This is a genomic window from Achromobacter sp. 46006 (genome assembly GCF_059761975.1).
In genome coordinates, this window is the sequence record NZ_JCBANN010000002.1 from 51248 (window position 1) to 77091 (window position 25844).

The 25844-nt window shown below is 68.2% G+C and carries 21 protein-coding genes; 7 read left to right on the forward strand and 14 right to left on the reverse strand.

Annotated features, from left to right (window positions below; genetic code table 11):
• Nucleotides 1–5: 5 nt before the first annotated feature.
• Together AC6LKG_RS01580 and AC6LKG_RS01585 are read left to right on the forward strand one after the other, a co-directional pair.
• Nucleotides 6–1430: an efflux transporter outer membrane subunit gene (locus AC6LKG_RS01580; protein WP_498162210.1), complete on the forward strand. Its 1425-nt coding sequence runs from the start codon at nt 6–8 to the stop codon at nt 1428–1430.
• A gap of 381 nt (nt 1431–1811) precedes the next feature.
• A complete protein-coding gene (locus AC6LKG_RS01585; RefSeq protein ID WP_498162212.1) occupies nt 1812–2648 on the forward strand; it encodes a tRNA threonylcarbamoyladenosine dehydratase in 837 nt (278 codons plus the stop codon).
• A 42-nt stretch (nt 2649–2690) separates the two neighbouring features.
• On the opposite strand, the gene AC6LKG_RS01590 is transcribed toward AC6LKG_RS01585, so the two are convergent.
• From AC6LKG_RS01590 to AC6LKG_RS01600, 3 genes are read right to left on the reverse strand one after another with little or no spacing between them, the layout of a single operon-like run.
• A complete protein-coding gene (locus AC6LKG_RS01590) occupies nt 2691–3002 on the reverse strand; it encodes a non-heme iron oxygenase ferredoxin subunit (protein ID WP_498162213.1) in 312 nt (103 codons plus the stop codon).
• A 15-nt stretch (nt 3003–3017) separates the two neighbouring features.
• On the reverse strand, nt 3018–3491 hold the full coding sequence (locus tag AC6LKG_RS01595) for an aromatic-ring-hydroxylating dioxygenase subunit beta (RefSeq protein ID WP_498162214.1): 474 nt from the start codon (nt 3489–3491) through the stop codon (nt 3018–3020).
• A gap of 2 nt (nt 3492–3493) precedes the next feature.
• Nucleotides 3494–4828 (reverse strand): aromatic ring-hydroxylating dioxygenase subunit alpha, encoded by a 1335-nt coding sequence (locus tag AC6LKG_RS01600; protein ID WP_498162216.1) that lies wholly within the window; start codon nt 4826–4828, stop codon nt 3494–3496.
• A gap of 193 nt (nt 4829–5021) precedes the next feature.
• On the opposite strand from AC6LKG_RS01600, the gene AC6LKG_RS01605 reads away from it, so the two are divergent.
• Nucleotides 5022–5924, forward strand: coding sequence for a LysR family transcriptional regulator (locus AC6LKG_RS01605; protein WP_498162217.1), 903 nt, complete (start codon nt 5022–5024; stop codon nt 5922–5924).
• A 110-nt stretch (nt 5925–6034) separates the two neighbouring features.
• Here the strand turns inward: AC6LKG_RS01605 and AC6LKG_RS01610 are convergent, their stop codons facing one another.
• From AC6LKG_RS01610 to uvrA, 3 genes are all read right to left on the reverse strand, one after another.
• Nucleotides 6035–6667: an aminotransferase class IV family protein gene (locus AC6LKG_RS01610; RefSeq protein WP_498162218.1), complete on the reverse strand. Its 633-nt coding sequence runs from the start codon at nt 6665–6667 to the stop codon at nt 6035–6037.
• A gap of 68 nt (nt 6668–6735) precedes the next feature.
• Entirely contained in the window at nt 6736–7872 is a 1137-nt protein-coding gene (locus AC6LKG_RS01615) for an aminodeoxychorismate synthase component I (RefSeq protein ID WP_498162219.1), read from the reverse strand.
• A gap of 8 nt (nt 7873–7880) precedes the next feature.
• On the reverse strand, nt 7881–13640 hold the full coding sequence (uvrA, locus tag AC6LKG_RS01620) for an excinuclease ABC subunit UvrA (RefSeq protein WP_498162220.1): 5760 nt from the start codon (nt 13638–13640) through the stop codon (nt 7881–7883).
• A gap of 243 nt (nt 13641–13883) precedes the next feature.
• Here uvrA and AC6LKG_RS01625 point away from each other — a divergent pair, with 243 nt between their 5' ends.
• From AC6LKG_RS01625 to AC6LKG_RS01635, 3 genes are read left to right on the forward strand one after another with little or no spacing between them, the layout of a single operon-like run.
• On the forward strand, nt 13884–14663 hold the full coding sequence (locus AC6LKG_RS01625) for an IclR family transcriptional regulator (RefSeq protein WP_498162221.1): 780 nt from the start codon (nt 13884–13886) through the stop codon (nt 14661–14663).
• A 24-nt stretch (nt 14664–14687) separates the two neighbouring features.
• Nucleotides 14688–15332 carry a bifunctional 4-hydroxy-2-oxoglutarate aldolase/2-dehydro-3-deoxy-phosphogluconate aldolase gene (locus AC6LKG_RS01630; protein WP_498162222.1) on the forward strand — a complete coding sequence of 215 codons (645 nt, stop codon included), beginning with the start codon at nt 14688–14690 and terminating at the stop codon, nt 15330–15332.
• Nucleotides 15325–16248, forward strand: a complete 924-nt coding sequence (locus tag AC6LKG_RS01635) for a sugar kinase (protein WP_498162224.1) — start codon at nt 15325–15327, stop codon at nt 16246–16248. The genes AC6LKG_RS01630 and AC6LKG_RS01635 overlap by 8 nt, the downstream gene beginning before the upstream one ends.
• Nucleotides 16249–16493: 245 nt before the next feature.
• On the opposite strand, the gene AC6LKG_RS01640 is transcribed toward AC6LKG_RS01635, so the two are convergent.
• Together AC6LKG_RS01640 and AC6LKG_RS01645 are read right to left on the reverse strand one after the other, a co-directional pair.
• Nucleotides 16494–16622, reverse strand: a complete 129-nt coding sequence (locus AC6LKG_RS01640; RefSeq protein WP_006226408.1) for a hypothetical protein — start codon at nt 16620–16622, stop codon at nt 16494–16496.
• Nucleotides 16623–17109: 487 nt separating this feature from the next.
• Entirely contained in the window at nt 17110–18069 is a 960-nt protein-coding gene (locus AC6LKG_RS01645) for a LysR family transcriptional regulator (RefSeq protein ID WP_498162225.1), read from the reverse strand.
• A 226-nt stretch (nt 18070–18295) separates the two neighbouring features.
• On the opposite strand from AC6LKG_RS01645, the gene AC6LKG_RS01650 reads away from it, so the two are divergent.
• A complete protein-coding gene (locus AC6LKG_RS01650) occupies nt 18296–19231 on the forward strand; it encodes a glycosyltransferase family 2 protein (RefSeq protein ID WP_498162227.1) in 936 nt (311 codons plus the stop codon).
• 33 nt (nt 19232–19264) lie between these two features.
• On the opposite strand, the gene AC6LKG_RS01655 is transcribed toward AC6LKG_RS01650, so the two are convergent.
• The 6 genes from AC6LKG_RS01655 to AC6LKG_RS01680 form a co-directional block, all read right to left on the reverse strand.
• Nucleotides 19265–20008: an ABC transporter ATP-binding protein gene (locus AC6LKG_RS01655; protein WP_498162229.1), complete on the reverse strand. Its 744-nt coding sequence runs from the start codon at nt 20006–20008 to the stop codon at nt 19265–19267.
• Nucleotides 20008–21801, reverse strand: coding sequence for a branched-chain amino acid ABC transporter ATP-binding protein/permease (locus AC6LKG_RS01660; RefSeq protein WP_498162231.1), 1794 nt, complete (start codon nt 21799–21801; stop codon nt 20008–20010). The genes AC6LKG_RS01655 and AC6LKG_RS01660 overlap by 1 nt, the downstream gene beginning before the upstream one ends.
• A complete protein-coding gene (locus AC6LKG_RS01665) occupies nt 21798–22838 on the reverse strand; it encodes a branched-chain amino acid ABC transporter permease (protein WP_498162233.1) in 1041 nt (346 codons plus the stop codon). Before AC6LKG_RS01665 ends, AC6LKG_RS01660 begins: the two co-directional genes overlap by 4 nt.
• A 126-nt stretch (nt 22839–22964) precedes the next feature.
• Nucleotides 22965–24113: an ABC transporter substrate-binding protein gene (locus AC6LKG_RS01670; RefSeq protein ID WP_498162235.1), complete on the reverse strand. Its 1149-nt coding sequence runs from the start codon at nt 24111–24113 to the stop codon at nt 22965–22967.
• A gap of 171 nt (nt 24114–24284) precedes the next feature.
• Complete coding sequence (locus AC6LKG_RS01675; protein ID WP_498162237.1) at nt 24285–25013, reverse strand: SDR family NAD(P)-dependent oxidoreductase; 729 nt, start codon at nt 25011–25013, stop codon at nt 24285–24287.
• 38 nt (nt 25014–25051) lie between these two features.
• On the reverse strand, nt 25052–25837 hold the full coding sequence (locus AC6LKG_RS01680; protein ID WP_498162239.1) for a cyclase family protein: 786 nt from the start codon (nt 25835–25837) through the stop codon (nt 25052–25054).
• Nucleotides 25838–25844: the final 7 nt, after the last annotated feature.

Consider the following 25844-nt stretch of genomic DNA (forward strand, 5'->3'; position numbering starts at 1 on the left):
AAACGATGAAAGCTGTTTCCCTGATCCTCAAACCCGGCGCCCTGGCCCTGGTGCTGGCCCTGGCCGGCTGTGGCGGCTTGCTCAAGAGCGATTACCAGACTCCCGCGACGCAGGCCCCGGCCGCCTGGAGCCACGGCGCCGACGCGCCCGCCAACGCGCTGGCCGCCGGCGGCGCCTGGTGGCGCAACTTCAACGACCCCGTGCTCGACAGCCTGGTCGACGGCGCCTTGGCGCGCAACAACGACCTGGCCGCCGCCGCCATCCGCGTGCGCCGCGCGCAATTGCAGGCCGGGCTGGCGCAGGACCAACTGATCCCGCAACTGTCCGGCACCGGCAACGTGACGCGCGCGCGCAACCTGCGCGGCGAACGCGAAATCACGCGCAGCAACAGCGCCGAATTGTCGATCGGCTACGAGGTCGACCTGTGGGGCAAGCTGTCGCGCCAGCTCGACGCCGCCGAATGGGAGGCGCTGGCCAGCGAGCAGGACCGCCAGAGTTCGGCGCTGTCGCTGGTGGGCACCACCGCCACGCTGTACTGGCAGACCGCCTTCATCAACCAGCGCATCGCCAACAGCCTGGAAAGCATCGCCTACGCCCGCAAGACGCAGGAACTGGTGCGCGCGCAATATGCCGCCGGCGGCGCCTCGGCGTTGGAAGTGGCCGAGGCCGAACAGACCGTGGCCAGCCAGCAGGCGGCGCACGCGCTGCTGGTGCAGCAGCGCGTGGAATACGTGAACGCGCTGGCGATTCTGTTCGACGGCCCGCCCGACCGCACCATGGCCGACCCGCAACGCCTGCCGCAGTACCCGCTGCCGCAGGCGCGCGAAGGGGTGCCGGCCGAACTGCTGGGCCGCCGCCCCGACCTGCGCGCCGCCGAACTGCGCCTGCGGGAGTCGTTGTCCAACATCGACGCGGCCCGCGCCAGTTTCTATCCAACGCTGAACCTGACCGGCGCGCTGGGCAGCACCAGCCCGACTCTGTCGAATGTGCTGCAGAACCCGGTGGGCACGCTGACGGGGGCGCTGACGCTGCCGTTCCTGCAATTCAACCGCCTGAACCTGAATCTGAAGGTGTCGCGCACGGATTTCGACGAACGGGTGGTGAGCTTCCGGCAGGCCTTGTACCAGGCGATGGCGGATGTGGAGAACGCGCTGTCGAACCGCACCCAGTTGCGCCTGCAGGCGGAGCAGTTGGAAGCGTCCCTGACGGCGGCGCGCGAGGCGGAGCGACTGTACGAGGTACGCTACCGAGCAGGATCGGTGTCGCTGAGGTTCTGGCTGGACGCCCAGGAGAAACGGCGGACGGCGGAGATTGCGCGGGATGAGAACGCGTTGAACCGCCTGATCAACCAGGTAAAGGTCTACCAGGCGCTAGGCGGCGACGATGCTGCCCTGGCAATGAACGGCTCCGTCGATACCAATGGGCGCTGATTTTCTTTGAACGTCAGCGCCATTGAATGCGCCTGACGCAAGACACCACGTAAGCCTCAAAAGGCCGCCCGCGCGGCCGGCTTGAGGCGGGCCCCGCAAGATCCTCCATTTCCCCCCGATGTGCGCAACCACGCTAAGCACTCCGCCCTCCACGGCAACCGCGGTTAAACCTCATCATGAGCGTGCTGCGGGGCAGGCGGGGGATGGCGGGGCGTGTAGATGCGCCCGCCGGAAACCGAAGGGAGCCGAAGGCGTACGAGGTTGAGGCCGGGGCAGTCCGGAGCGAACGCTCCGGACCGCAATCGTAGCCCCGCCATCCCCCGCCTGCCCCGCAGCGCGCGGCTCAAGAACCCAACCCCGCGCCCATATAAAATACCCCCCATGACCGCTCCAGAAGAAAAAGCCGACATCGCCCGCCGCTTCGGCAGCCTGTCCCGCCTCTACGGCCCCGACGCTCCCGCCCGCCTCCAGAACGCCCACATCGCCGTCGCCGGCCTGGGCGGCGTAGGCTCGTGGACGGTGGAAGCGCTGGCCCGCTGCGGCGTCGGCGCCCTGACGCTGATCGACCTGGACCACATCGCCGAATCCAACGTCAACCGGCAGATCCATGCGCTCACGGAAACCCTGGGACAATCCAAGGTGGATGCCATGGCCGAACGCATCCTGGCCATCAATCCCGAATGCCGCCTGACTCGTGTGGACGATTTCGTTTCTCCGGAAAACGTCGCGCAAGTGCTGCCCGGCCCCTACAGCGCCATCATCGACTGCACCGACCAGGCCACGGCCAAGATCGCCATGATCCTGCATGCACGGGCGCTGGGGATTCCCATGCTGTTGTGCGGCGGCGCGGGTGGCAAGACCGATCCGCTGGCGTTGCGCGCCGGCGACCTGTCGGCCGCCGTCAACGATGCCCTGCTGGCCAAGCTGCGCAACAAGCTGCGGCGCGAGCACGGCTTCCCGCGCGCATCGGACAAGAACGGCAAGGCGCTGAAACGCATTCCCAGGATGGGCATCCACGCGCTGTGGTTCGACCAGCCCGCCATCCTGCCCGATGAATGGACGCGGCAGGCAGAGGCCGAGGACGATATGGGCGCCTCGATGCAACCGCTGGCGCCGCAGGGCCTGTCCTGCGCCGGCTATGGCTCGGTGGTCACCGTGACCGCCGTCATGGGCATGGCGGCCGCCAACGAGGCCTTGCGGCTGGCGCTGCAAGGCTAGCCGGGCGGCGCCGGTCCGTCACGGAACGCCGCCGCGCCCGCGTCACAGCGCCACGAACACCACGCCGTCCTCGATCCTGACCGGATAGGTCGCCAGGTTGTCGCGCAGCGGCGAGCAGAGCGCGCGGCCATCGCGCACGTCGAAGCGGCCCTGGTGCAGCGGGCACTCGATCTCGTGGCCCGTCAGGAAGCCGTCGCAAAGGCGCGCATTGCCATGCGTACAGAGATTGTCGGTGGCGTAGACGCTGCCTTCCACGCCGTACAGCGCGATCTCGCGGTCGCCCGCCTGCACGGCGATCACGTCTTCGTCCGGCACGTCGGCCAGCGCGATGGCCTTGATCCAGTTCGTACTCATGTCTTGGTGTCCTGGTCAGATGGGATAGATCAGCGAATTCGGAATCAGCTCGCTGTCGAAGATGCACAGCCGCGACTCGAACTTCAGCCCGTCGGGCGTCTGCCGGATCACGTCCAGATAGCGGCCGACGTTGTAGACCGTGGTCAACTGGTTCGGCTTGGTGCGGAACACCGCGTAGTTGGCTTCCGATTCGATGCGGTCGCCCCGCAGTGACAGCACGCGCGGCGCGCCGACCACGTGGCGCTGGTAATAGGGGTCGTGGAAGATGGTGTCGGTGGCGCCGTAAATGCGGTCCTTGAGCATGCCGCGGCTTTCGAACGACATGGTCGCCAGCGGATAGCCGCGCTCGTGGTTTTCGCGCGGCATCACTTTGTAGACGCAGTCCTCCAGGAAGAAGTCGGGCCATTGGTCCCACTGTTCGGCGTCGAGCGCGGCGGCGTAGTCGGTGTACAGCCGGGTCAGTTGGTAGTAGAGGGGAAAGTCCAGCATCGTCAGGCCTCCGCTTCCATCACGCGGCGCCAGTAGGCGTACATGCCGCGGATCAGGGTCTCGGTCACCATGTGGTCGGTGTTTTCGGCGGTCTTGCCGCCCAGTTCGGCCACGCTGCGGTGCCAGGGCTTCTGCGCGAAGCCCGATTGCGAGAATTCGATCACTTCGCCGTCGTCCGCCGAGACGAAGCCGGCCGGGCCGAACAGGTTGGCCTGGCGCAGGCGGCGTTGCGTCATCTCGGGCGTGTCGTCGGCGAAGCCGAAGTGGGTCCAGACGAAGTCGAAGGCGTCGTGGCCCACGGGCTGGATGTGGCGCGTGGACAGCGAGTTGACCTGCTGCTGGATGATGACGCTGGGGAACAGCGTCATCAGCACGGCGGTGGGGCCGTTCCACCAGGGTTCCGGCACGATGTCCAGAAAGCGATCGTCGTTCAGCGTCATTTGCTCCTTGAAGCTGGACACGCCGCTGGTGACGCTGCCCTTGCCGCCCTGGCCGCGGGTCGAGATCATGGCCGCATGGCGAAAGTGGCGGTCCATCTTCAGTTCCGAGCGGTTGTCGGCGCGCCACAGGCCGAAGGTGACGAACCAGGTGTGCAGCAGTCCGGGGTGGTACGGGTCCTTGATGTTCTCCTGCATCAGCTTCCAGTTGCCGGGGATGCGCTGGCGGTTGTAGCCGTGGATAACCAGTTGGCGGCCGTCGAAGACGCGGTCGAAGTAGTGCAGGATGTCCGGGCCCAGGTAGTCCTCCAGCGGCTCGACGTCGTGATCGAACGAGGCGAACACCACGCCGTTGCGGCGGGCCACGGCCAGCTTGGTCAGGCCGTGATGTTCCGGCTTGAAATCGGGTGGCATGCCGCCATTGACGCGGCCGTCCTGCTTGACGCCGCGGCGGAACGGCACGCCGATCAGGTTGCCCTGCAGGTCGTAGTTCCACTGGTGGTAGGGGCAGACGAACTCGCTGCGGTTGCCGGAACGTTCGCGGCAGAACTGCACGCCGCGATGGGCGCAGACGTTCTCCACCACGCGCACCTGGCCGTCGTTGTCGCGCAGCAGGATGACGGAGCGCTCGCCCACGGCGGTGCGCTTGAAGTCGCCGGGATTGGGGATTTCCGCTTCCAGGCCGACGTAGCTCCAGTGGCCGCGGTAGAAAAAGCGCCCCAGCTCGCGCTGGTGCAGGGCGGCGTCGGTGTAGACGCCGAAGGGGATGCGATGGCTGCCGTCGCCCTGCCAGGGCGGCACGAACGACAGCGGCTGTTCGGGGGCGGCGCTGGCGGCGCGGGCAGAGTTGGCGGCGGCGCCGGCGACCGCGTCCGGCGCGGTATCCAGGGGAGTGTTCATCGGCGGCCTCCGGCGAGGCGGCCGCGCCTACAGGGCGTGACGGGGGGATGGCGCATGGTTGTCTCCTTCATCCATCGGAGCCCGAGCGACATCGGCGCGGGCGTTTGTTGCATCATCGGCCAGGGTGTGAAATAAATAAATAGAATCTGGATGATGACAACAATCACCAAAGTAAATATTGGTGGAGACAAGCATGAACCTGCAAGACATGGACTTGAACCTGCTGGTCGTGTTCAACGAGCTGTGCAAGCACGGCCGGGTGTCGGCGGTGGCGCAGAACCTGGGCATTTCGCAGCCGGGGGTCAGCAACGCGCTGGGGCGGCTGCGCAAGCTGCTGGGCGACGAGCTGTTCCTGCGAACCTCGCGCGGCATGGTGCCCACGCCCTATGCCGAGGCGCTGGCGCAGCCGATCGCCGACGCGTTGGCGGCGCTGCACGGCACGCTCAACGCGCGCGCCAGCTTCGATCCGGCGCGCAGCGAGCGCGCCTTCGTCATCGGCGTCAATGATGTCGGCGAGACCTACTTCCTGCCGCGCCTGATGCGGGCGCTGGATGACGCCGCGCCCGGCGTCACCATCCGCACCGTGCGCACCACCTCGATCGATGTGAAGGACGAGATGGAGCGCGGCCGCATCGACCTGGCGATGGGCTTTTTGCCGGGCCTGAAGCACGGCTTCTTCCAGCGCCGGCTGTTCCGCCAGCCCTATGTGTGCATCTTCCGCGAGGATCACCCGCTGGCGCGCACCGGCGTGTCGGCGCGACAGTTTCGCGCAGCGGAGCACGTCGCCATCGTGTCCGAGGGCACCGGCCACGGCGTGGTCGACCAGGTGATCGAGCAGGCCGGCATCCGCCGGCGCCTGCGCCTGACGGTGCCGCACTTCATGGCGGTGGGGCCGGTGCTGCAGGCCACCGACATGATCGCGGTGGTGCCGCGGCGCTTCGCCGATTGCGCCTGCAAGCCTTTCAGCCTGGCCACCGCGCCCTGTCCGGTGAAGATCCCGGAGTCCGTCATCAACGTGTTCTGGCATGCCCGCAACCATCGCGAGCCGGCCAACCAGTGGCTGCGGCAGGTAGTGGTGGAGCAGTTCGCGGACTAGGGCGGCGCGTGGCGACGGTTCGGCCGGGAAGGCTCCCGGGCGCTGGCCTGGCGTGTCATCGCGTGGCAGGGCCGGCGGTCCGGCAAATCAGAGTTCCGGGACGGGCGGGTTCAGGCTTCGCGCAGGGTCACCGGGAACCAGCCGCGCAGGGCGTTGGACAGCCGGATCTCGTCGGCGGCGTGCAGGTCGGCCAGGGTCAGCACGCGTTCGCTGACGTTGCCGGTATCGAGCAGTTCGGCGCGCTGCACGCCGGGCAGGCAGCCGCTGTCGACCGGCGGCGTGTACCAGTCGCCATCCAGGCGCAGGTAGACGTTGCTGCGGCTGCCTTCGCACAGCTCGCCGCGCTCGTTCAGGTAGACCAGGTCGAAGATGTGCGGATGGGCCGGCAGCCATTCGATGGTCTTGGTGTACCAGGGCCGATAGGTGGTCTTGTAGCGCAGCAGCGGCTCGGACGAGCGCAGCGCTTCGGGCGCCAGCATGATTTCCTGCACCGCCGGCAGGGGCGGCAGCATGGCGGTCTGGATGTGGCGGCTGCCGTCGCGCGCCACCAGCAGGCGCAGGCGGTGCGCGCCGGGGGTGTTCAGGCTGAGGGAAGCGATCATGATGTCGCTTTGCACCGCGTTGCCACCCCAGGCGTAGCCCAGCGCCTTGCAGGAATGCTCCAGGCGGCGCAGGTGGCGCGCCAGCAGCGGCACGCGGCGCTCGGCATCGACCAGGATGGTCTCGATCAGTTCGGGTTGCATGCGGGCTCCTGGTAAGCGGAGGACGGCGGGGCGGGCTCTATGCTACCCCGCGGACACGGATTGCGCACTCAGGCGCGCAGGATGCGGGCCTTCCAGTGGCATTCCTGCCATTCCTCGGCCGGATCGGAGTCGTGCACGATGCCGCCGCCGACGCTGTAGACGCCATGGCCGGTCGCGTCCAGCACCAGCGTGCGGATCGCCACGTTGAGCGAGAAGTCGCCGTCCGGCGCCAGCCAGCCGATGCTGCCGCAATACAGGCCGCGCGGCGCGGCCTCCATTTGCCGGATGCGGCGCATGGCGGCGACCTTGGGCGCGCCGGTGATGGAGCCGCACGGAAACAGCGCGCGCAGCACGTCCTCGAGCGTGGCGTGCGGCGCCTGCGCCGACACGGTCGAGGTCATGGTCCAGACCGTGGGATAGCGTTCCAGCGAGAACAGCGCCTCGACCTTGACCGAGCCGGGCTCGGCCAGCCGGCCCAGGTCGTTGCGCAGCAGGTCCACGATCATCAGGTTCTCGGCGCGGTTCTTGTCGCTGGCCAGCAGCGCCTGGCCCAGGCGCCGGTCCTGGGCCGGGTCGGGGTGGCGCGGCGCGGTGCCCTTCATCGGCCGGGTGGTCAGTCGCGCGCCGCGGCGGGTCACGAACAACTCTGGCGAGAACGACAGCACCGTGCGCGCGCCGTCCTCGATGTAGGCGCCGTGCGCCACCGGATTGCGCGCGGCGATGCGGCGGTACAGCGTGGCCGCGTCGCCCTGGTATTGCACGTCGAGCGGCTGGGTGTAGTTGACCTGGTACAGCTCGCCAGCGCTAATCAGGTCGCGGATAGCGTCGACCTGGCGCACATAGGCGGCCTCGGTCATGCGCGGCGCGGGCAGGCTGAGGGCGCCCGGCGCGCTGTCGGCGGCGGGGGCATCCCACGGCGCTTCGTCGATCTTGCGTTCGAACACCAGCGCCGTCAGGCGCGCCCGGCCGTCGTCGCGCGGTGGCGTCCAGGAGCCGGCGGGCGCGGGCCGGGTGGCTTCGGGCAACAGCCATTCGCCCAGCTCGTAGTCCAACAGCAGCGCGACCCAGTGGCCGCGCCGGCGCGCCGTGTCGATGGCGGCCAGCGCGGGGCCGACCTCGGCCGCCGCGCGCGCCTCGATGCGGGCCAGGAAGCCGTCCAGCCGCAGGGCGCGGCCGGCCAGCCGGTCTTCAAAACGACAATGCATGAATCTCTTTACTGTTGCGCCAGGAACTCCGTCAGCACCCGGCCCGTGTGGGAGTGGTCGCGCAAGCTCATGACGTGTTCCGGCGACCCCTGCGCCACCAGCTTGCCCCCGCCGGTGCCGCCTTCGGGGCCCAGGTCCAGCAGCCAGTCGGCCTCGGCGATGACGTCGAGATTATGCTCGATCACCACCACCGTATTGCCGGCTTCCACCAGGCGGTGCAGCACGTGGATCAGCTTTTCCACGTCGGCCATCGACAGGCCCACGGTCGGCTCGTCCAGCACGTACAGCGTGTGCGGGATGCGCGAGGCGCGGCCGGTCTTGATCAGGCCGTCGGTCAGGCGCGCCTTGGACAGCTCGGTGACCAGCTTGATGCGCTGCGCCTCGCCGCCGGACAGCGTCGGCGACGGCTGGCCCAGCGTGAGGTAGCCCAGGCCGACGTCTTGCATCAGTTGCAGCGGGCGATGGATCTTGGGATGGGCGGCGAAGTATTCGATGGCGTCATCGACTTCCATGGACAGCAGCTCGCCGGCGTTCTTGCCGCGCATCTGCACGCTCAGCGTGTCGCTGTTGAAGCGCGCGCCGTTGCAGGCGTCGCACGGCACCTTGACGTCGGGCAGGAAGTTCATTTCGATGGTGCGCATGCCCTGTCCTTCGCAGATCGGGCAGCGGCCGTCGCCGGTGTTGAACGAGAAGCGCGCCGCCGTCCAGCCGCGCATGCGCGCTTCGCGCGTGTCGGCGAACTGCTTGCGCACATCGTCCCAGAATCCGACGTAGGTGGCCGGGCACGAGCGCGGCGTCTTGCCGATCGGGGTCTGGTCCACTTCCAGCACGCGGTCGATCGCTTCCCAGCCCTTGATGCTTTCGCAGCCGGCCCAGCCGGGCGCCTTGCCCTGCGCGACGGCCTGCATCAGGTTGTCCAGCAGCACTTCGCGCGCCAGGGTCGATTTGCCGGAGCCGGACACGCCGGTGACCACGCTCAGGCGGCCCACCGGGATCTTGGCGTCGACGCTGCGCAGGTTGTGCAGGCGCGCGCCCTTGATCTCGATCATCGGCGTGTCGGCCGCGACCGGGCGGCGGCCCTGCAACGGGTGCCGCAGCGGCTTGGCCAGGTAGCGGCCGGTGACGGATTCGGGCGCGTCGATCAGGTCCTGCGCGCTGCCTTGCGCCACCACGCGGCCGCCGCGGATGCCGGCGCCGGGGCCGATGTCGATGATGTGCGAGGCGCGGCGGATGGTGTCGTCGTCATGCTCGACCACCACCAGCGTGTTGCCGTTGCCTTCCAGGCGCGCCAGCGCGTCCAGCAGGATGCGGTTGTCGCGCGGGTGCAGGCCGATGGTGGGCTCGTCCAGCACGTAGCAGACGCCCTGCAGGTTCGAGCCCAACTGCGCCGCCAGGCGGATGCGCTGCGCCTCGCCGCCCGATAGCGTGGGCGCGGCGCGGTCCAGCGCCAGGTAGTTCAGGCCGACTTCCTGCATGAAGTTCAGGCGGCCGCGGATCTCGGTGAGGATGTCGCGGGCGATCTCGCCTTCGCGGCCGCGCGCCACCAGTCCGGTGAAGAAAGTATGCGCGTCCGACACCGGCAGCGAGGCCAGCTCGGCGATCGACTTGTCGCGCCAGCGCACGGCGCGCGCGACGCGGTTCAGGCGCTGGCCGTCGCACTGCGTGCAGACCTTGGCCTCGCCTTCGTACCAGGCGTTCCAGGCGGTTTCCTCGCCGGTCTGCTCTTCGTCGAAGCCCTGCAGTTGCAGGCCGGTGCCGAAGCAGCCGGTGCACCAGCCATGCTTGGAGTTGTACGAGAACAGGCGCGGGTCCGGCTCGGGGAAGCTGGTGCCGCACGAGGGGCAGGCGCGCTTGACCGAGAAGTGCTGCTGCTGCAGTTCGCTGTTCAGCGCCTCGTGCAGCTTGTCCACCGGCCACACCACCGACATCACGCCCTGGCCGTTTTCCAGCGCGCTCTTGACCGCGGCGCGCAGGTCGGCCTCGTTGGCGGGGTCGACCACCACGTCGGCCACGGGCAGTTCGATGGTGTGTTCCTTGTAGCGGTCCAGGCGCGGCCACGGCGCCACAGGAATGAATTCGCCGTCGACCCGCAGGTGCGTGTGGCCCTTGGAGCCAGCCCACTTGGCCAGGTCGGTGTAGTAGCCCTTGCGCGCGGTGACCAGCGGCGCCAGCAGGCCGATGTGCTCGCCCTTGCGCTCGCGCAGCAGGCGCGCCACGATCTGGTCGGTGTTCTGCGGCTCCACCGCGACGTTGCAGTCAGGGCAGTATTGCGTGCCCAGCTTCACGTACAGCAGCCGCAGGAAGTGGTGGATCTCGGTCATCGTGGCCACGGTCGACTTGCGGCCGCCGCGGCTGGTGCGCTGCTCGATGGCCACGGTTGGCGGGATGCCGAAGATGGCGTCCACGTCGGGCTTGCCGGCCGGCTGCACGATGGCGCGGGCGTAGGCGTTGAGCGATTCGAGATAGCGCCGCTGGCCTTCGTTGAACAGGATGTCGAAGGCCAGGGTCGATTTGCCCGAGCCGGACACGCCGGTGATCACGGTGAACTTGTCGCGCGGGATCTCGACGCTGACGTTCTTCAGGTTGTGTTCGCGCGCATTGCGGATCTCGATCGCCATGTTGTCCTGGCGGCGCTTGCGCATGACCGATTGCAGCGGCGTGCCTTCGCCGGCGCCATAGCTGGCGGAGGGTTCGGCGACAAGGGCCGTCAGGCCCGCCTGCTCGGCTTCCTGCGCGTCGATGTCGCTGCTGACCACCACGTCGGCCGGCAGAATGCTGACCTCGTAGTCGCGCAGCGCCGCGCCGGTGTGCGAAGCGGGGTTGTCCATCAGGTCCTGCGGCGTGCCGACGCCGATCACCAGGCCGCCGGCGTCGCCGCCTTCGGGGCCCAGGTCGATGAGCCAGTCGGCCGCGCGGATCACGTCCAGGTTGTGCTCGATGACCAGCAGCGTGTGGCCCGCCGCCAGCAGCTTGCGGAAGGCGCGCATCAGGCGCGCGACGTCATCGAAGTGCAGGCCGGTGGTGGGTTCGTCGAACAGGAACAGGCTGCCTTTCTTGGCCACCTTGGCGGTGGAGATGCCGCTGCGCGCCGCCTCGGCCAGGTGGCCGGCCAGCTTCAGGCGCTGCGCCTCGCCGCCCGACAGGGTCGGCACCGGCTGGCCCAGCCGCACGTATTCCAGGCCGACGTCGGCCAGCGGCGCCAGGCCGGTCTGCACGTCGCGCAGGCCCTTGAAGAACTCCAGCGCCTCGCTCACGGTCATTTCCAGCACCTCGTCGATCGAGGCGCTCTTGCCCAGGTGCTCGACGCGCACTTCCAGCACTTCCGGGCGGAAGCGCTTGCCATCGCAATCGGGGCAGCGCAGGTAGACGTCGGACAGGAACTGCATCTCGACGTGCTCGAAGCCGGTGCCGCCGCAGGTGGGGCAGCGGCCGTCGCCGCCGTTGAAGCTGAAGGTGCCGGCGGTGTAGGCGCGCTCGCGCGCCAGCGGCGCCTGCGCGAACAGCTTGCGGATCGCGTCGAATGCGCCCACGTAGCTCGCCGGGTTGGAACGCGCGGTCTTGCCGATGGGAGTCTGGTCGACCATGACGACGTCGGCGATCTGCTCGGCGCCCAGCAGCCGCTCGAAGGCGCCCGGCGCTTCGGAAGGCTTGCCCTTCTGCTTGAGCAGGGCGGGGTAGAGCACATCCTGCACCAGCGTCGATTTGCCCGAGCCGGACACGCCGGTGACGCACACCAGCCGGCCCAGCGGCAGCTCGACCGAGACGTTCTTGAGGTTGTGGGCGCTGACGCCTTCGAGCAGCAGGCGCGGCGTGTTGGCCGCAACCGGCATGGGGCGCGGCGCTTCGACGCGCTGGCGGCCGCCGAGATAGTCGCCGGTCAGCGTATGCGCCGCGCGCAGCTGCGCCGGCGTGCCGTCGAACACGATCTGGCCGCCGCGTTCGCCGGGGCCGGGGCCGATGTCGATGATGCGGTCGGCGGCCACCATGACCTGCGGGTCGTGCTCCACCACCACCAGCGTGTTGCCGGCATTGCGCAGGCGATGCATGACTTCGACCACGCGGTGCATGTCGCGCGGGTGCAGGCCGATGGACGGCTCGTCCAGCACGAACAGCGTGTTCACCAGCGAGGTGCCGAGCGCGGTGGTCAGGTTGATGCGCTGTACCTCGCCGCCGGACAGCGTGCGGCTCTGGCGGTCCAGCGTCAGGTAGCCCAGGCCGACGTCGCACAGGAACTTCAGGCGCGCGCGCACCTCGGTCATGAGCAGGTCGGTGGCGGCGTCGAGCGCGCCTTCGAACGACAGCTTGTCGAAGAACGCGCGCACCCGTTCGATGGGCAGCAGCATCACGTCATGGATCGACAGGCCGTCCAGGTTGTCGAGCTGCTCGTGGCTCCAGTTGGCGCCGACCGGCATGAAGCGCTTGTAGCGGCCGTCTTCCGGCGGCAGCACGGCGTCGGCTTCGGCCTTGGTGCCCAGGCGCCACAGCAGGGCGTCGGGCTTGAGCCGCGCGCCATTGCAGGTGGGGCAGGGCGTGTAGCTGCGGTACTTGGACAGCAGCACGCGCACGTGCATCTTGTACGACTTGGTCTCGAGCCAGTCGAAGAAGCGCTGCACGCCATACCACTGGTGCTTCCAGGCGTCGTTGCCGCCCTTCCAGTCGGGCGTGCCGTACAGCACCCAGCGCTTGTGCTCCTCGCTCATGCTCTTCCACGGCACGCCCAGCGGAACGCCGGCGCGCGGCGCGTACTTCTGCAGTTCGTCCTGGCATTCCTTGTACGAAGGCGTGGTCCAGGGCTTGATGGCGCCTTCCAGCAGGGTCTTGTTCTCGTCCGGGATGACCAGGCCGAAGTCGATGCCGATCACCCGGCCGAAGCCGCGGCAGGCCTCGCAGGCGCCCAGCGGCGAGTTGAACGAGAAGCTGCTGGGCAGCGGGTCGGTGTATTCGATATTGCAGTCGGCGCAGTGCAGGCGGTCGCTGTACTTCCAGGTGTGCGCGTCGGCGCCCTCGGCGTCCATGACGTACACGGCTAGGTGGCCGGCGCCCATGCGCAATGCCGTATCCAGTGCTTCCATCACGCGTTCGCGTTCAGTGCCGGCGAAGCGGAAGCGGTCCTGGATCACGTGCAGGATGCGGCGCGCCTCGGTGCTGGCCTTGGCCTTGCCCTTTTCCTTCTTGGCGCCCTTGGCTGGCGCCGTGGCGTTGGGCACGGCGGTTTCCTCGGCGTGCACGCGGGTGTAGCCCTGCTGCTCGAGGAAGCCGCGCACTTCGTCTTCGGTGAAGTTGGCCGGCACGGCGATGGGGAAGGTCACCACCAGGCGCGGATCACCCGCGGCGGCCGAGCGCTCGGCCAGCGAGCGGTAGATCGATTCCGGGGTGTCGCGCTGCACCACCTTGCCACAGCCGCGGCAATGCAGCCGCGCGCCGCGCGCGAACAGCAGCTTGATGTGGTCATTGAGCTCGGTCATCGTGCCGACCGTGCTGCGCGAGCTGCGCACCGGGTTGGTCTGGTCGATGGCGATGGCCGGCAGGATGCCCTCGATACGGTCCACCTGCGGCTTGTCCATGCGGTCCAGGAACTGGCGCGCGTAGGGCGAGAAGGTTTCCACGTAGCGGCGCTGGCCCTCGGCGTAGAGGGTGTCGAAGGCCAGCGAACTCTTGCCGGACCCCGACACGCCGGTCACGACCACCAGTTCGCCGGTGGCGATGGTCAGGTCCAGGTTCTTGAGATTGTTCTGGCGGGCGCCAACGATGCGGATTTGGGAGCTCATGGACGGTATCGTAGCCTGAGGGAGGGGGCGGCCCCGGACGACGGCCAATGGCTGGTTCCGGGCGCGGCGATATGGAATAATTGCCTATATCGTGAGGCATGTGTCCACAATGTGGTCAAACATGCGCGACAAAGCTGTACAAATAAACAGTATCGCAGATTCGTCTGAAATTAGCGCGGTTTGCCGAGTGCTTTCCGCGGGCGCGTTGTTAACGCAGCGCATCTACCCGAGGTGGGGGCGGTTGTGTCGGAATCCAAGGTGGCGGGCGCGGCCGCGTTCGCCAAGTTCATGACGGTGTTGCAGGCGGTGGCGGACGCGCCCCGGCCGCCCACGGCGGCGGCGCTGGCGCGCAGCAGCGGCTATCCGCGGCCAACCGTCTACCGCATCGTGGCGGCGCTGGCCGAGCAGGGCATGGTGGCCGAAGCCGACGGCGCCTATCGCCTCGGGCCGCGCCTCCTGGCCCTGGCCAGCCGCGCCTGGTCGCAGTTCGACCTGCGCGCCGCGCTGGCGGCCGACCTGCAGGCGCTGCGCGACGCCACCGGCGAGACCGTGCACCTGGCGGTGCCGGCCGGCGCCGAAATGATCTATATCGACAAGCTTGAAAGCCCGGGCCCGGTGCGCATGGCCTCGCGCGTGGGCGCGGCGGTGGCGCTGCATTCGAGCGCGGTCGGCAAGGCCTACCTGGCGGCGCTGGGCGAGCCGGCGCGCGAACGCCTGCTGCGCGACCTGCCGCTGGAATCGCGCATGCCCGGCACGCTGGCGGACCTGCCCGCGTTGCGGACCGCGCTGGCCGAGACGGCGGCGCGCGGCTACGCCCTGGACAACGAGGAAAACGAGCCCGGCATCGTCTGCTATGGCGTGGCGCTGCGCGATGCCGGCGGCCAGCCGGTCGCATGCGTCAGCGTCAGCACGCTGATTTTCCGGCGCCGCGACGATCCGCAATCGGCCTATATCGAACCCCTGCTGCGGCTGCGCGATGCGGCCGCCGCCAAACTCGCCGTGCTGCCATCCGGCGGCGCCTGAACGCCCCTTCCCGAAAGGAATGCCATGACCGCTGCTCCCCGCGCCTCGAAACTCGACGCCCTGCTCGCCGCCAGGGTCGTGCCCGTGCTGCGCTACCAGGACGCCGCCACCGCGGCCTATGCCGCCGAAGTGGCCGTGGCCGCCGGCTGCACCACGCTGGAACTGACCTGGACCATTCCCGGCGTGACCGACCTGGTGCGCGCGCTGCGCGACAAGCACGGCCCCGCGCTGCTGCTGGGCGTAGGCACGGTGCTGGATGAAACCCAGGCGCGCGAAGCCCTGGTGGCCGGCGCCGACTTCCTGGTGTCGCCGGCCCTGGCCGCCGAGGTCGTCGATCTGGCGCACGCCGCCGACGCCCTCTGCCTGCTGGGCGCCTTCACGCCCACCGAAGTGCTGGCCGCGCGCCGCGCCGGCGTCGACGTGGTCAAGGTGTTCCCGGCCGACACCGGCGGCCCCAAGCACCTGGCGGCGCTGAAATCGGTGTATCCGGACACGGTGTTCTGCCCCACCGGCGGCGTCACCGCCGAGAACATGGCCGCGTATTTCGCCGCCGGCGCGGGCCTGGTCGGCATCGGCAGCAACCTCTACGACAAGGCAGCCTTCGCCGCGCGCGACACGGCCGCCCTGGTGGCGCAGATCACCCGCACCCGCGAGGCCGCCCATGGCTGATTTCGATATCGTCGCGCTGGGCGAGCCGCTGGTCGAACTGAACCAGACCAGCCAGGGCCAGCGCCAATACCTGCAAGGCTTTGGCGGCGACACCTCCAACGCCGTCATCGCCGCCGCCCGCCAGGGTGCGCGCTGCGCCTACCTGACGCGTGTCGGCGACGACGCCTTCGGCGCGCAGTTCCTGGCGTTGTGGCGCGACGAGGGCGTGGACACCTCGGGCGTCGAGGTCGATGCCAATGCGCACACCGGCCTGTACTTCGTGCAGCACGGCCCCGACGGCCACGCCTTCAGCTACCTGCGGCGCGGCTCGGCCGCCAGCCTGATGACGCCCGCCAGCCTCGACGGCGGCCTGATCGAACGCGCCCGGTTCCTGCACGTCTCGGGCATCAGCCTGGCGATCAGCACCAGCGCCTGCGACACGGTCTTCGCCGCCATCGCCCGCGCCCGCGCGGCCGGCGTGCAGGTCAGCCTGGACTCGAACCTGCGGCTGCGCCTGTGGCCGCTGGGCCGCGCCCGCGCCGTGCTGCGCGAAGCACTGTGCCACGCCGACCTGTTCCTGCCGAGCATGGACGACATGCAGCACCTGACCGGCAACGACGATCCCGAACGCACGCTCGACTGGATCCGCGACGCCGGCGCCACCGGCGTGGTGGTGCTGAAGCTGGGCAAGGACGGCTCCATCATCGACGACGGCAAGACCCGCACGCCGGTCGCGGCCCTGCGCGTGGACGCGGTCGATGCGACCGGCGCCGGCGACTGCTTCGCCGGCAGCCTGCTGGCGCGCCGCTGCCAGGGCGACGATTGGGCCGCCGCGGTGCGCTACGCCAACGCGGCGGCGGCGCTGTCGACGCTGGGCTATGGCGCCGTAGACCCGCTGCCGCGGGCGGAGCAGGTGCTGGCGAAGCTGCGGGGTTGACGCCTGGGGCTGAAAGGAGGGGGCCAGCGATTGGGGCCGGCACCAACCGTCGGCGCCGCGGGCGGCCCGTCGACAATGGCCTGCCGGCAATGCGCGGGTCGCCCGCCCGCCAGTTTCCCCGGGCCGTTTGTCTACCGCTGGCGTGCCCGGCCGCCCAAACAAAAAAAATCCCCGCCGGTTCGCACCAGCGGGGATTTTTTCGATCGGGCCGCATGCCAGGAAACCTGGCGCGGCGGGCGGGTCATTTAGACGCGCTTGATCTTTTCCAGCATCTTGAACACACCCTTGGGCGACTTGACGAACAAGCGCTTGAAGGCCTTGCCCAGGCAACGGCGTTCCAGGGTGTTGCGACGCACGCGTTTGCGTTCAGCCATGTTGATTCTCCTGTTGAATTTGCGGAAATCGAATTAGCGGGGCGAAGCCGCCTTCAAGCTTGGCTTGCGGGTGTCTTCGACCCGGCCGCGCAACCGGAAACTGGGCTGGCGGGGAAATTGGGTAACTCGGCATTCTAGCCTGAAAGTGCCGAGGGCGCCAATTTGGGGGCTTGTCTGAGACCCGAGAGCTCCTAAAAATAGGGACGCATTTGGCTTGATAGGTCGCCTTTCGGCCGGATTCGTGTGCAGGACATGCATCGACAAGGCAGCTAATTGGTCCCTTCGCACAGGCGAGAGCGCCGTCATCTCGACGCAAGACACCGCGTAAGCCTCAAAAGACCGCCCGCGCGGCCGGTTTGAGGCGGGCCCCGCAAAATCCTCCGCTCCACTCCTGATAGTCACCAGCACGCCAAGCAAGCCGACCGCCCCAACGCCCGCCGATCCCGCCACGCGCGGCGCAAGAATCCCGCATCGTCCAAAAAAACGACTACTCAGCCGGCCCCAACTTAGGCCGAATGAAATCCATGAACGCCCGCGTCTTGGCCGGCTGAATACTCGACGGATACACCACGTAGATCGAAATCGGATCCACCGACCACCCCGGCAACACCCTTCGCAGCGAATTGCGCTTGATGATCGGATCCAGCGCCTGGCAGTGCGGCATCCGTGTGATCGCCAGATCCAGCCCCGCCAGCGTCCCCGCGATGCTCATGTTGTTCGCCGCCAGATGTCCGCTCACCGGCACCTGCTCGCTCACCCGTCCATTGTGCAGCGTCCAATGCGAATGGGCGTCGTCGATCGTCGTGCGCAGGCATTGGTGCTGCGTCAGGTCCGACGGCGTCTTCGGTTCGCCGAAGCGTTCCAGATAGCGGTCCGAGGCATACAGATAGTTGTCCAGCGATACCAGCTCCTGTACCACCGCGCCGTCGCTGCGCGGCACCGGCGCCCCGCCATTGCCATTGTCGATGCCGGCCACCGGATAATCGCTGTTGCGGCCGAACCGCAGCACGATGTCGAAAGGCGTGCCCTGGGCGTCCGATGCCGTCATCATGCTCAGGTCGAACTCGCACACCACCTCCGGATAGCGGTCGGTGAAATCATTGATGGTTTCCGGCAGCAGCCAGATCGCCAGGCTGTAGGGCATCGACACCCGCAGATTGCCCGATGGGCCGCCCGACAGGGCCTGCAACTGCTCGTGCGCCAGGCGCGCCTCGTCGATCAGGCCCTGGCAGCGGCTCATGTAGGCCGTGCCGGCCTCGGTAAGGTCCAGGCGGCGGGTATTGCGGTTGATCAGGCGCAGGCCGATCGCGCGTTCCAGTTCGTTGATGCGGCGTGACAGCGTCGAAGTGGGAATGTTCAGGGCCCGCGCTGCCAGGCTGAAGCTCTTGCGCTTGGCAACCTCTACGAACAAGGCGATGTCATTGAGCTGAACGGTCGAGGCTTCCATAGGCATTCCGGTGTGGGCCGCCCGAGTTTACGCCACTCCGGCAGCGCATCCCAAAGGGGGCGGCCGTTGCCGGAACCGGTCCGGGAATCCGCAGATTGTCAGATTTGATTGCAAATTTGCATGACATGGCATGGGTTGGCGCGGGCATATCCCCTACACTTCAGGCGAAAACACCTAGACCAAGACCGCAGCGGTTGTCCGGAAATCGCAAAGGGGCCCAGTTCGCATGACCGATACGCCGACGTTCTTCACCGTCCTGACGCCCACCTACAACCGGGCGGGCACGCTGCATCGGGTGTATGAATCGCTTTCCCGCCAGACGTTCCGGGATTTCGAGTGGGTGATCGTGGACGATGGCTCCACCGACAACACGCATGAGGCCGTGCTCGACTGGCAGCAGCGCGCCGACTTTCCCATCCGCTATTTCTGGCAGAACAACCAGCACAAGAAGACCGCCTTCAACCGCGGTGTGCGCGAGGCCCGCGGCGAACTGATCGTGGCGCTGGACAGCGACGACGAAATGCCGCCCGAATCGCTGGCCACCTTCAAGGCCGCCTGGGACGCCATTCCGCCGGCCCGGCGCGATTCCTACGTGGCCGTGACCGGCCTGTGCGCGCGGCCCGACGGCAGCATCGTGGGTGATCGCTATCCGCAGGACGTATTCGACAGTACCTCTGTCGACGTGTACTTCCGCTATCGCATCAAGGGCGAGAAGTTCGGCTGTATGCGCACCGACATCCTGCGCAAGTTCCCCTTCCCCGAAGATGTGGCTGGCTTCGTGCCCGAGAGCCTGGTGTGGTGGGCGATCGCCCGGGCCGGCTACCTGAGCCGCTTCATCAACCAGGTGGTGCGCACCTACCATGACACCCCGGGCGGCTTGAGCCAGGGAGCGGTGTCGGTCGGCAACAATGCCCAGGGCCTGTACCTGCTGGCCTGGGACATGCTGCAGCACCACCTTGAGTTCTTCCGCTTCCGGCCGCGCGAATTCCTCATGGCCGCCGCGCGCTACACGCGCTTCCGCCTGCACCTGAAGCACTCCGGCGTACCGACCGCGGTGCAGGCCTATCGCCTGACCAATCCGTGGGCGCGGCTGATGGTGGGGGCGATGTGGCCGCTGGGGTATGCGCTGTATCGTCGCGACCGGCGGCGCGGCGTGGTCTGAACGGCTGCCGGCGTCCGCCACCGCCTCGCGACATCACGCCGGGGCCGGCGCCGCGTGCCCCAGTCCCAGGTACACCTCGACCACGCGCGGATCCTCGGCCACCTGGGCCGCCGGCCCTTCCAGCGTGACGCTGCCGGTTTCCAGCACGTAGGCGTAGTCCGCCACCTGCAGTGCGGCGCGGGCATTCTGCTCGATCAGCAGGATCGACACGCCCATGCCGCGCAACTGTTCGACGATGCGGAAGACTTCGCGCACGATGCGCGGCGCCAGGCCCAGGCTGGGCTCGTCCAGCATCAGCAGGCGCGGCTTGGCCATCAACGCGCGGCCCACCGCCAGCATCTGGCGTTCGCCGCCGGACAACGTGCCCGACAGTTGCGCGCGGCGTTCGCGCAGGCGCGGGAACAGGTCGTAGACCTCGGCCAGCGTCTGGTCCTGGTCGCGCAGGCCGCGGCGGAAGCGGTCGAAGGCGCCCAGCATCAGGTTGTCTTCCACCGACATCTCGGCGAACAGCTCGCGTTTTTCCGGCACCAGGTTCATGCCGGCCGCCACCATTTCCTCGATCTCGGCGTGTTCCTGGCGCTTGCCTCCGAACACGATCTCCCCGCGCGAGGGCAGCACGCCCATGATGGCCGACAGCAGGGTGGTCTTGCCGGCGCCGTTGGGGCCGATGACGGTGACGATCTTGCCTTCGTCCACCGACAGGCTGACGCCCGAGACGGCCTCGACCTTGTCGTAGGCCACGCGCAGGTCGCGCACTTCCAGCAGTTTCGCGCTCATCATTCCACTCCGCCCAGATAGGCTTCCAGCACCGCGGGGTTGTGCTGGATCTCGGCCGGCAGGCCCTCGGCGATCTTCTCGCCGAAGTCCATCACCACCACGCGATCCACCAGCCCCATCACGAAATCCATGTCGTGCTCGACCAGCAGGATCGCCATGCCTTCGGCCCGCAGCTTCTTCAGCAGCTCGGCCAATTCGCATTTTTCCTGGTAGCGCAGGCCGGCGGCCGGCTCGTCCAGCAACAGGATGCAGGGGTCCGACGCCAGCGCCCGCGCGATCTCCAGGATGCGCTGCTGCCCCAGCGCCAGCGAGCCGGCCTCGTCGTGCAGGTGTTTGCCCAGGCCGACGCGCTCGACCTGGCGCGCGGCCTCGGCCAGCAGGCGGGCCTCCTCTGCGCGGTCCAGGCGCCAGGCGGCCGGCAGCACGCCGCGATGGCCGCGCAGGTGGGCGCCGATGGCGACGTTCTCCAATACGCTCATGCGGCCCAGCAGGCGCACGTGCTGGAAGGTGCGCGACAGGCCCAGGCGGGCGATGCGGCGCGCGCCGGCGCCGGCCACCGGCTGGCCCAGCAGCGTGACCTGGCCGGAGGTGGGTGTGTCCACGCCCGAGATCTGGTTGAACATGGTGCTCTTGCCGGCGCCGTTGGGACCGATCAGCGCCAGGATCTCGCCGGCGCGGATCTCCAGGTTCATGGCGTTGTTGGCGACCAGGCCGCCGAACTTGCGGGTTACGTCCACCGCCTTCAGCACCACCTCGCCGCGCGGCGGCATCGGTTTGCGCGGCAGCGGCTCGGCGCGGGCGTCGATCTGGCGCTGGCGCTTGCGCACCGGCACGCAGCGCGCCAGCACCGGCCACAGGCCGCCGCGGAAGCGGTGCAGCAGCAGCACCATGCCGAAGCCGAACACGATTACCTCGAAGTTGCCGGTCTGGCCCAGCAGCCTGGGCAGCCAGTCCTGCAGCCACTGCTTGAGCACCGTGAACACGCCCGCGCCCACCAGCGCGCCCCAGACCTGGCCGGCGCCGCCGATGACGGTCATGAACAGGTATTCGATGCCCATCTGCAGGCCGAACGGGTTTGGATTGACGAAGCGCTGCATGTGCGCATACAGCCAGCCCGAGGCGCAGGCCTGCAACGCCGCGATGATGAAGATCACCATGCGCGAGCGGGCCGTGTCCACGCCCATGGATTCGGCCATGACGCGGCCGCCCTTGAGAGCGCGGATGGCGCGGCCCTCGCGCGAATCGAGCAGGTTGCTGGTGGACCACATGGCCACCAGCAGGAAGGCCCAGATCAGATAGTAGATGTCTTCTCCCTGCGTCAGCGCCCAGCCGAACAGGTGGATGGCCGGCACGTCGGGAATGCCGGTGTGACCGCCCAGGCCCTCGACCGAGCCGAACGCGAAGTACAGCGACAGGCCCCAGGCGATGGTGCCCAGCGGCAGGAAGTGGCCGGACAGCTTGAGCGTGATGGCGCCCAGCAGGTAGGCCACCACCAGGGTCAGCAGCAGGCCGGCCAGCAGCGTCAGCCAGGGCGAGGCGCCGAGCCACGCCAGCCAGGCGGGCAGGGCGTCGGCGCGGGTGGTGAGCAGCGCGGTGGTGTAGGCGCCGATGCCGACGAAGGCCGCCTGGCCGAAGCTGGTCAGGCCGCCGACGCCGGTCAGCAGCACCAGCCCCAGCGCTACCATGGCATACAGGCCGATGTAGTTCAGCAGCGTGACGTAGAACGGCGGCAACGCCAGCGGCGCGGCCGCCAGCAGCGCCAGGAACACGAGAACGAGGTGGCGCGGGGTCATTCTTCTTCTTCCTCGACGTGGTGGCTTTTCAGGGAGCGCCAGAGCAGCACGGGGATGATCAGCGTGAAGACGATGATCTCCTTGTAGGCGCTGGCCCAGAACGAGGAGAAGGCCTCGATCAGGCCGACCAGCACGGCGCCGGCGGCGGCCAGCGGGTAGCTCACCAGGCCGCCGATGATGGCGCCGACGAAGCCCTTCAGGCTGACCATGAAGCCGGAATCGAAATACATGGTGGTGATGGGCGCGATCAGGATGCCCGAGACGGTGCCGATCAGCGCCGCCAGGAAGAACGTGGCCTTGCCGGCGAATACCGGTGAAATGCCCATCAGGCGCGCGCCGAGCCGGTTGAAGGCGGCCGCGCGCAGGGCCTTGCCGTACATCGAGCGCTCGAAGAACTGGTACAGCACCACGATCAGCAGCGCCGACACCGCCACCACCCACAGCGCCTGGCTGTTGACGTTGACCGGACCCAGCGCCAGGCTGGCGTCGCTGAACGGCGCGGTGCGCGCGCCTTCGGCGCCGAAGGCCAGCAGGCCCAGGCCCACCAGCGCCAGGTGCACCGCGATCGACACGATCAGCAGCACCAGCGTCGAGGCCGAGGCGATCGGCTGGTAGAACAGGCGGTACAGTTGCGGGCCCATGGGCACCACCAGCAGCAGCGTCAGCAGCGCCTGTGCGGCCATCGGCAGTTGCGCCAGCGGCAGGCGGTAGAACAGCGCGGCCAGCAGCAGCGGATACACCACCTTGGCGCCGATGCGCCACAGTGGCGCGCGGCGTCCCGGCCGCCTGGCGCGCGCCAGCAGGTCGGCCACGGCCTCGGCCAGCGCGAACGCCAGCAGCAGCCACACCAGCAGCACCGGCTTGCCGGCCTGCAGCGCGGCCATGGTGAGCGCGCCGAAGGCGACGAACTCGCCCTGGGGGATGAACAGCACGCGGGTAACGGTAAAGACCAGCAGGATGGACAAGGCCAGCAGCGCGTAGATGGCGCCGTTGGTGATGCCATCCTGCCCGAGTATCAGGGCGATCTGAGCATTCATCGGTACTTCCGGATAACGGACAAATATCACCCCCCGAAGCGCTGCGCGCCTCCCCCCAGGGGGCATGCCTGCGGACCGGCAAAGCCGGCTCCGCGGCATCTCGATGGGGCAGCGTTCAAGGGGGGCTTACTTCACCAGCGTCCAGTTTCCGTCCTTGACGGTGATGAGTTCGCGGCCGCGGTCGTCGAAGCCGCTGTGGTCGGCGGCGCTCATGTTGTAGACGCCCTGGGTGCCGACCAGCTCGCGGGTCTGCTCCAGCGCATCGCGCAGCGCGCTGCGGAACTCCTTGGTGCCCGGCTTGCCGGCCTTTTCGGCCAGCGGCACGGCCTTTTCCAGCAGCAGGCCGGCGTCGTAGACGTTGGCGCCGAAGGTGGCCGGCTTGGAGCCGTTGAGTTTTTCGTAGGCGGCGATGTAGTCGCTGGCCACCTTCTTGGACGGATTGCTGTCGGGCATTTCGGGCAGCACCAGCATCAGGCTGGCGGCCAATACGGTGCCTTCGACCTTTTTGCCGCCAAGCTTGAGAAAGTCCGGCAGCGCGGCGCCGTGGGTCTGATAGAACTTGCCCTTGTAGCCCTGGTCGTACAGCGTCGTCTGCGGCAGCACGCTGGCGGCGCCGGGGGCGGCCACCAGCACGGCGTCGGGCTTGGCCGCCAGGATCTTCAGCGCCTGGCCGGTGACCGAGCTGTCAAAGCGCAGGTAGCGTTCGTTGGCGGTGATCTTGATGCCCTTCTCGGCGGCCAGGCCGGAGAACACCTTGTACCAGTTCTCGCCATACGGATCGTTCAGGCCGATGAAGCCGACCGTCTTGATGCCGGTCTTGGCCATGTGGTCGACCAGCGCACGGGCGATGATGTCGTCGTTCTGGGTGGTCTTGAAAACCCATTTCTTCTGTTCGTTCATCGGCAGCACCACGGCGGCCGTGCCCACCGGCGCCAGCATCGGCACGCCGGCTTCGGCGGCGAACTGGATCACGCCCATGGCGTTGGGCGAACCGGAAGGCCCGATCAGGGCATCCACGTTCTGCTCGGTGATCAGTTTCTTGAAGGCCGTGACCGAGTTGGTCGAGTCGCTGGCGTCGTCCAGCGAGATGTATTCCACGGTCAGGTCGCCGATCTTCTTGGGCAGCAGCGGCACCGTGTTCTTCTGCGGGATGCCGACCAGCGCGGTGGGGCCGGTGGACGAGGTGACGACGCCGACCTTGACCTGGGCCAGGGCGGGCAGGGAGACCAGGGCGGCCAGCACGGCGGCGGCCAGGGGGAGTTTCTTCGACAGCATGGCAAAACCTCCGGATAGGGAGCAGAGTGGGTGCGGCTGGAAAACGGAGAAAACGGGAAAGCGGATACCGCGGAAATTGCTTTTGGCTTCAACTTTCTGGCACTGCACTGTAGACGCGGTCTGCGTGCTTACCTATCCGTCAAAACCCGAAGCGGATGCCTGGGACGCCGGTCAGATGGTGATGGAACTGACGCTGGCGCCACCGCAGACGAACAGCGTCTGGCCGGTGACGAAGCTGTTGGCGGGGTCGGCGAAGAACATCACCGCCCGCGCCACGTCGTCCGAGCGTCCCAGGCGCTTGACCGGGATGCCGTTGGCCAGTTGCTTTTCGCGTTCGCTGCCGGGTTCGATCACTTCGTAGAACATATCGGTCTGGATCGGGCCGGGCGCCACCACGTTGACGGTGATGCCATGGGGCGCCAGTTCCAGCGACCAGGTGCGCGCCATGCCCACCATGCCGGCCTTGGTGGCCGAATAGGCGGTGCGGGTGGGCAGGCCCAGCGCGCCGCGCGAGGACATCATGACGATGCGGCCGAAATGGCGCTCCTGCATGCCGGGCAGGGCCGCCTGCACCAGGCTGATGGCCGCGCCCAGGTGGATCTGGGTCAGGCCGTGCAGTTCCTCCTGGGTCACCTGCGGCAGCAGGTTGGGCCAGATGACGCCGGCGTTGTGGATGACGTGGCTGACCGGAAAGCGCGCCGCGATCTCGGCGCCGGCCTGGGCCGTGGCGTCGGCGTCCAGCAGGTCCACCTGCACGTTGTGCAGGCGCGGGTGGCTGAACTCGGCGGCGCGGCGCGCCATCGAGATCACTTCGTAGCCGGCGTCGAGCATGCTGCGGCAGATTTCGGCGCCGATGCCGGCGCTGCCGCCGGTGACGATGGCGACGTTGGTGTGCGTCATGGTGGATCCCCCTGTGTTCTTTAGTTATCGGCCGCCGCTCAGGCGCGCGGCGCCAGCGCCAGCACCCGCAGCGGACTGCCCGAGCCGCTGCGGATCTTGAGCGGCGCCGAGAAGATCACCGCGCCGGTGGGCGGCAACTGGTCCAGATTGGTCAGGCACTGCAGGCCGTAGCGGTTGTTGCCGTGCATGAAATAGTGGCAGGGGTAGGGCGGATTCAGGTGATGGGCCTGGCCGGCGTCGGTGCCCACCGACTCCGTGCCGAAGCCGTGCACGTCGCGTTCCTTGATCAGCCACGGCACCACCTCGGCGTCGGGGCCGGGCGAGTGGGCGCCGTCTTGCTGCATGTTCAGGTATTCGGCCGGCTTGGCGCGCTTGGACCAGTCGGTGCGCATCAGCACCCAGGAACGGGCCGGGATGCGGCCATGCTGTTCCTCCCACTTCTTGACGAAGTCGATGGTCAGCAGGAAGTCCGGGTTGTCGCGCGCCTCGGCCGAACAGTCGATGACGCAGGCGCCGGCAATGAAGGCCTCCACCGGGATGGTGTCGACGGTGTTGTCGGGCTGGTCCTTGCCGGTGACCCAGTGCACCGGCGCATCGAAGTGGGTGCCGGTGTGCTCGGAGCACGAGAAATTGTTCCAGTACCAGGCCGGGCCGCGCTCGTCGTAGCGCGAGATTTCCTCGATGCGGAACGGCCAGGCCTGGCCGAACTCCGGCGGCAGCACGATGGTGGGAAATTCGGGCGTCAGCGTCTCGGTCAGGTCCACCAGGCGGATGCGGCCCGACACCAGTTCGGTCATGAATTGGGCAAGTATGGGTTGGCTCATCTGTTGC

Excerpts from the sequence above, each read along its gene's own strand:
- AC6LKG_RS01590 (WP_498162213.1), bottom strand. The coding sequence starts at position 3,002 with ATGAGTACGAACTGGATCAAGGCCATCGCGCTGGCCGACGTGCCGGAC.
- AC6LKG_RS01600 (WP_498162216.1), bottom strand. The coding sequence starts at position 4,828 with ATGAACACTCCCCTGGATACCGCGCCGGACGCGGTCGCCGGCGCCGCC.
- AC6LKG_RS01595 (WP_498162214.1), bottom strand. The coding sequence starts at position 3,491 with ATGCTGGACTTTCCCCTCTACTACCAACTGACCCGGCTGTACACCGAC.
- AC6LKG_RS01605 (WP_498162217.1), top strand. The coding sequence starts at position 5,022 with ATGAACCTGCAAGACATGGACTTGAACCTGCTGGTCGTGTTCAACGAG.
- AC6LKG_RS01660 (WP_498162231.1), bottom strand. The coding sequence starts at position 21,801 with ATGACCCCGCGCCACCTCGTTCTCGTGTTCCTGGCGCTGCTGGCGGCC.
- AC6LKG_RS01580 (WP_498162210.1), top strand. The coding sequence starts at position 6 with ATGAAAGCTGTTTCCCTGATCCTCAAACCCGGCGCCCTGGCCCTGGTG.
- AC6LKG_RS01655 (WP_498162229.1), bottom strand. The coding sequence starts at position 20,008 with ATGAGCGCGAAACTGCTGGAAGTGCGCGACCTGCGCGTGGCCTACGAC.
- AC6LKG_RS01615 (WP_498162219.1), bottom strand. The coding sequence starts at position 7,872 with ATGCATTGTCGTTTTGAAGACCGGCTGGCCGGCCGCGCCCTGCGGCTG.
- AC6LKG_RS01670 (WP_498162235.1), bottom strand. The coding sequence starts at position 24,113 with ATGCTGTCGAAGAAACTCCCCCTGGCCGCCGCCGTGCTGGCCGCCCTG.
- AC6LKG_RS01640 (WP_006226408.1), bottom strand. The coding sequence starts at position 16,622 with ATGGCTGAACGCAAACGCGTGCGTCGCAACACCCTGGAACGCCGTTGC.
- AC6LKG_RS01650 (WP_498162227.1), top strand. The coding sequence starts at position 18,296 with ATGACCGATACGCCGACGTTCTTCACCGTCCTGACGCCCACCTACAAC.
- uvrA (WP_498162220.1), bottom strand. The coding sequence starts at position 13,640 with ATGAGCTCCCAAATCCGCATCGTTGGCGCCCGCCAGAACAATCTCAAG.
- AC6LKG_RS01630 (WP_498162222.1), top strand. The coding sequence starts at position 14,688 with ATGACCGCTGCTCCCCGCGCCTCGAAACTCGACGCCCTGCTCGCCGCC.
- AC6LKG_RS01585 (WP_498162212.1), top strand. The coding sequence starts at position 1,812 with ATGACCGCTCCAGAAGAAAAAGCCGACATCGCCCGCCGCTTCGGCAGC.
- AC6LKG_RS01635 (WP_498162224.1), top strand. The coding sequence starts at position 15,325 with ATGGCTGATTTCGATATCGTCGCGCTGGGCGAGCCGCTGGTCGAACTG.
- AC6LKG_RS01665 (WP_498162233.1), bottom strand. The coding sequence starts at position 22,838 with ATGAATGCTCAGATCGCCCTGATACTCGGGCAGGATGGCATCACCAAC.
- AC6LKG_RS01645 (WP_498162225.1), bottom strand. The coding sequence starts at position 18,069 with ATGGAAGCCTCGACCGTTCAGCTCAATGACATCGCCTTGTTCGTAGAG.
- AC6LKG_RS01675 (WP_498162237.1), bottom strand. The coding sequence starts at position 25,013 with ATGACGCACACCAACGTCGCCATCGTCACCGGCGGCAGCGCCGGCATC.
- AC6LKG_RS01610 (WP_498162218.1), bottom strand. The coding sequence starts at position 6,667 with ATGCAACCCGAACTGATCGAGACCATCCTGGTCGATGCCGAGCGCCGC.
- AC6LKG_RS01680 (WP_498162239.1), bottom strand. The coding sequence starts at position 25,837 with ATGAGCCAACCCATACTTGCCCAATTCATGACCGAACTGGTGTCGGGC.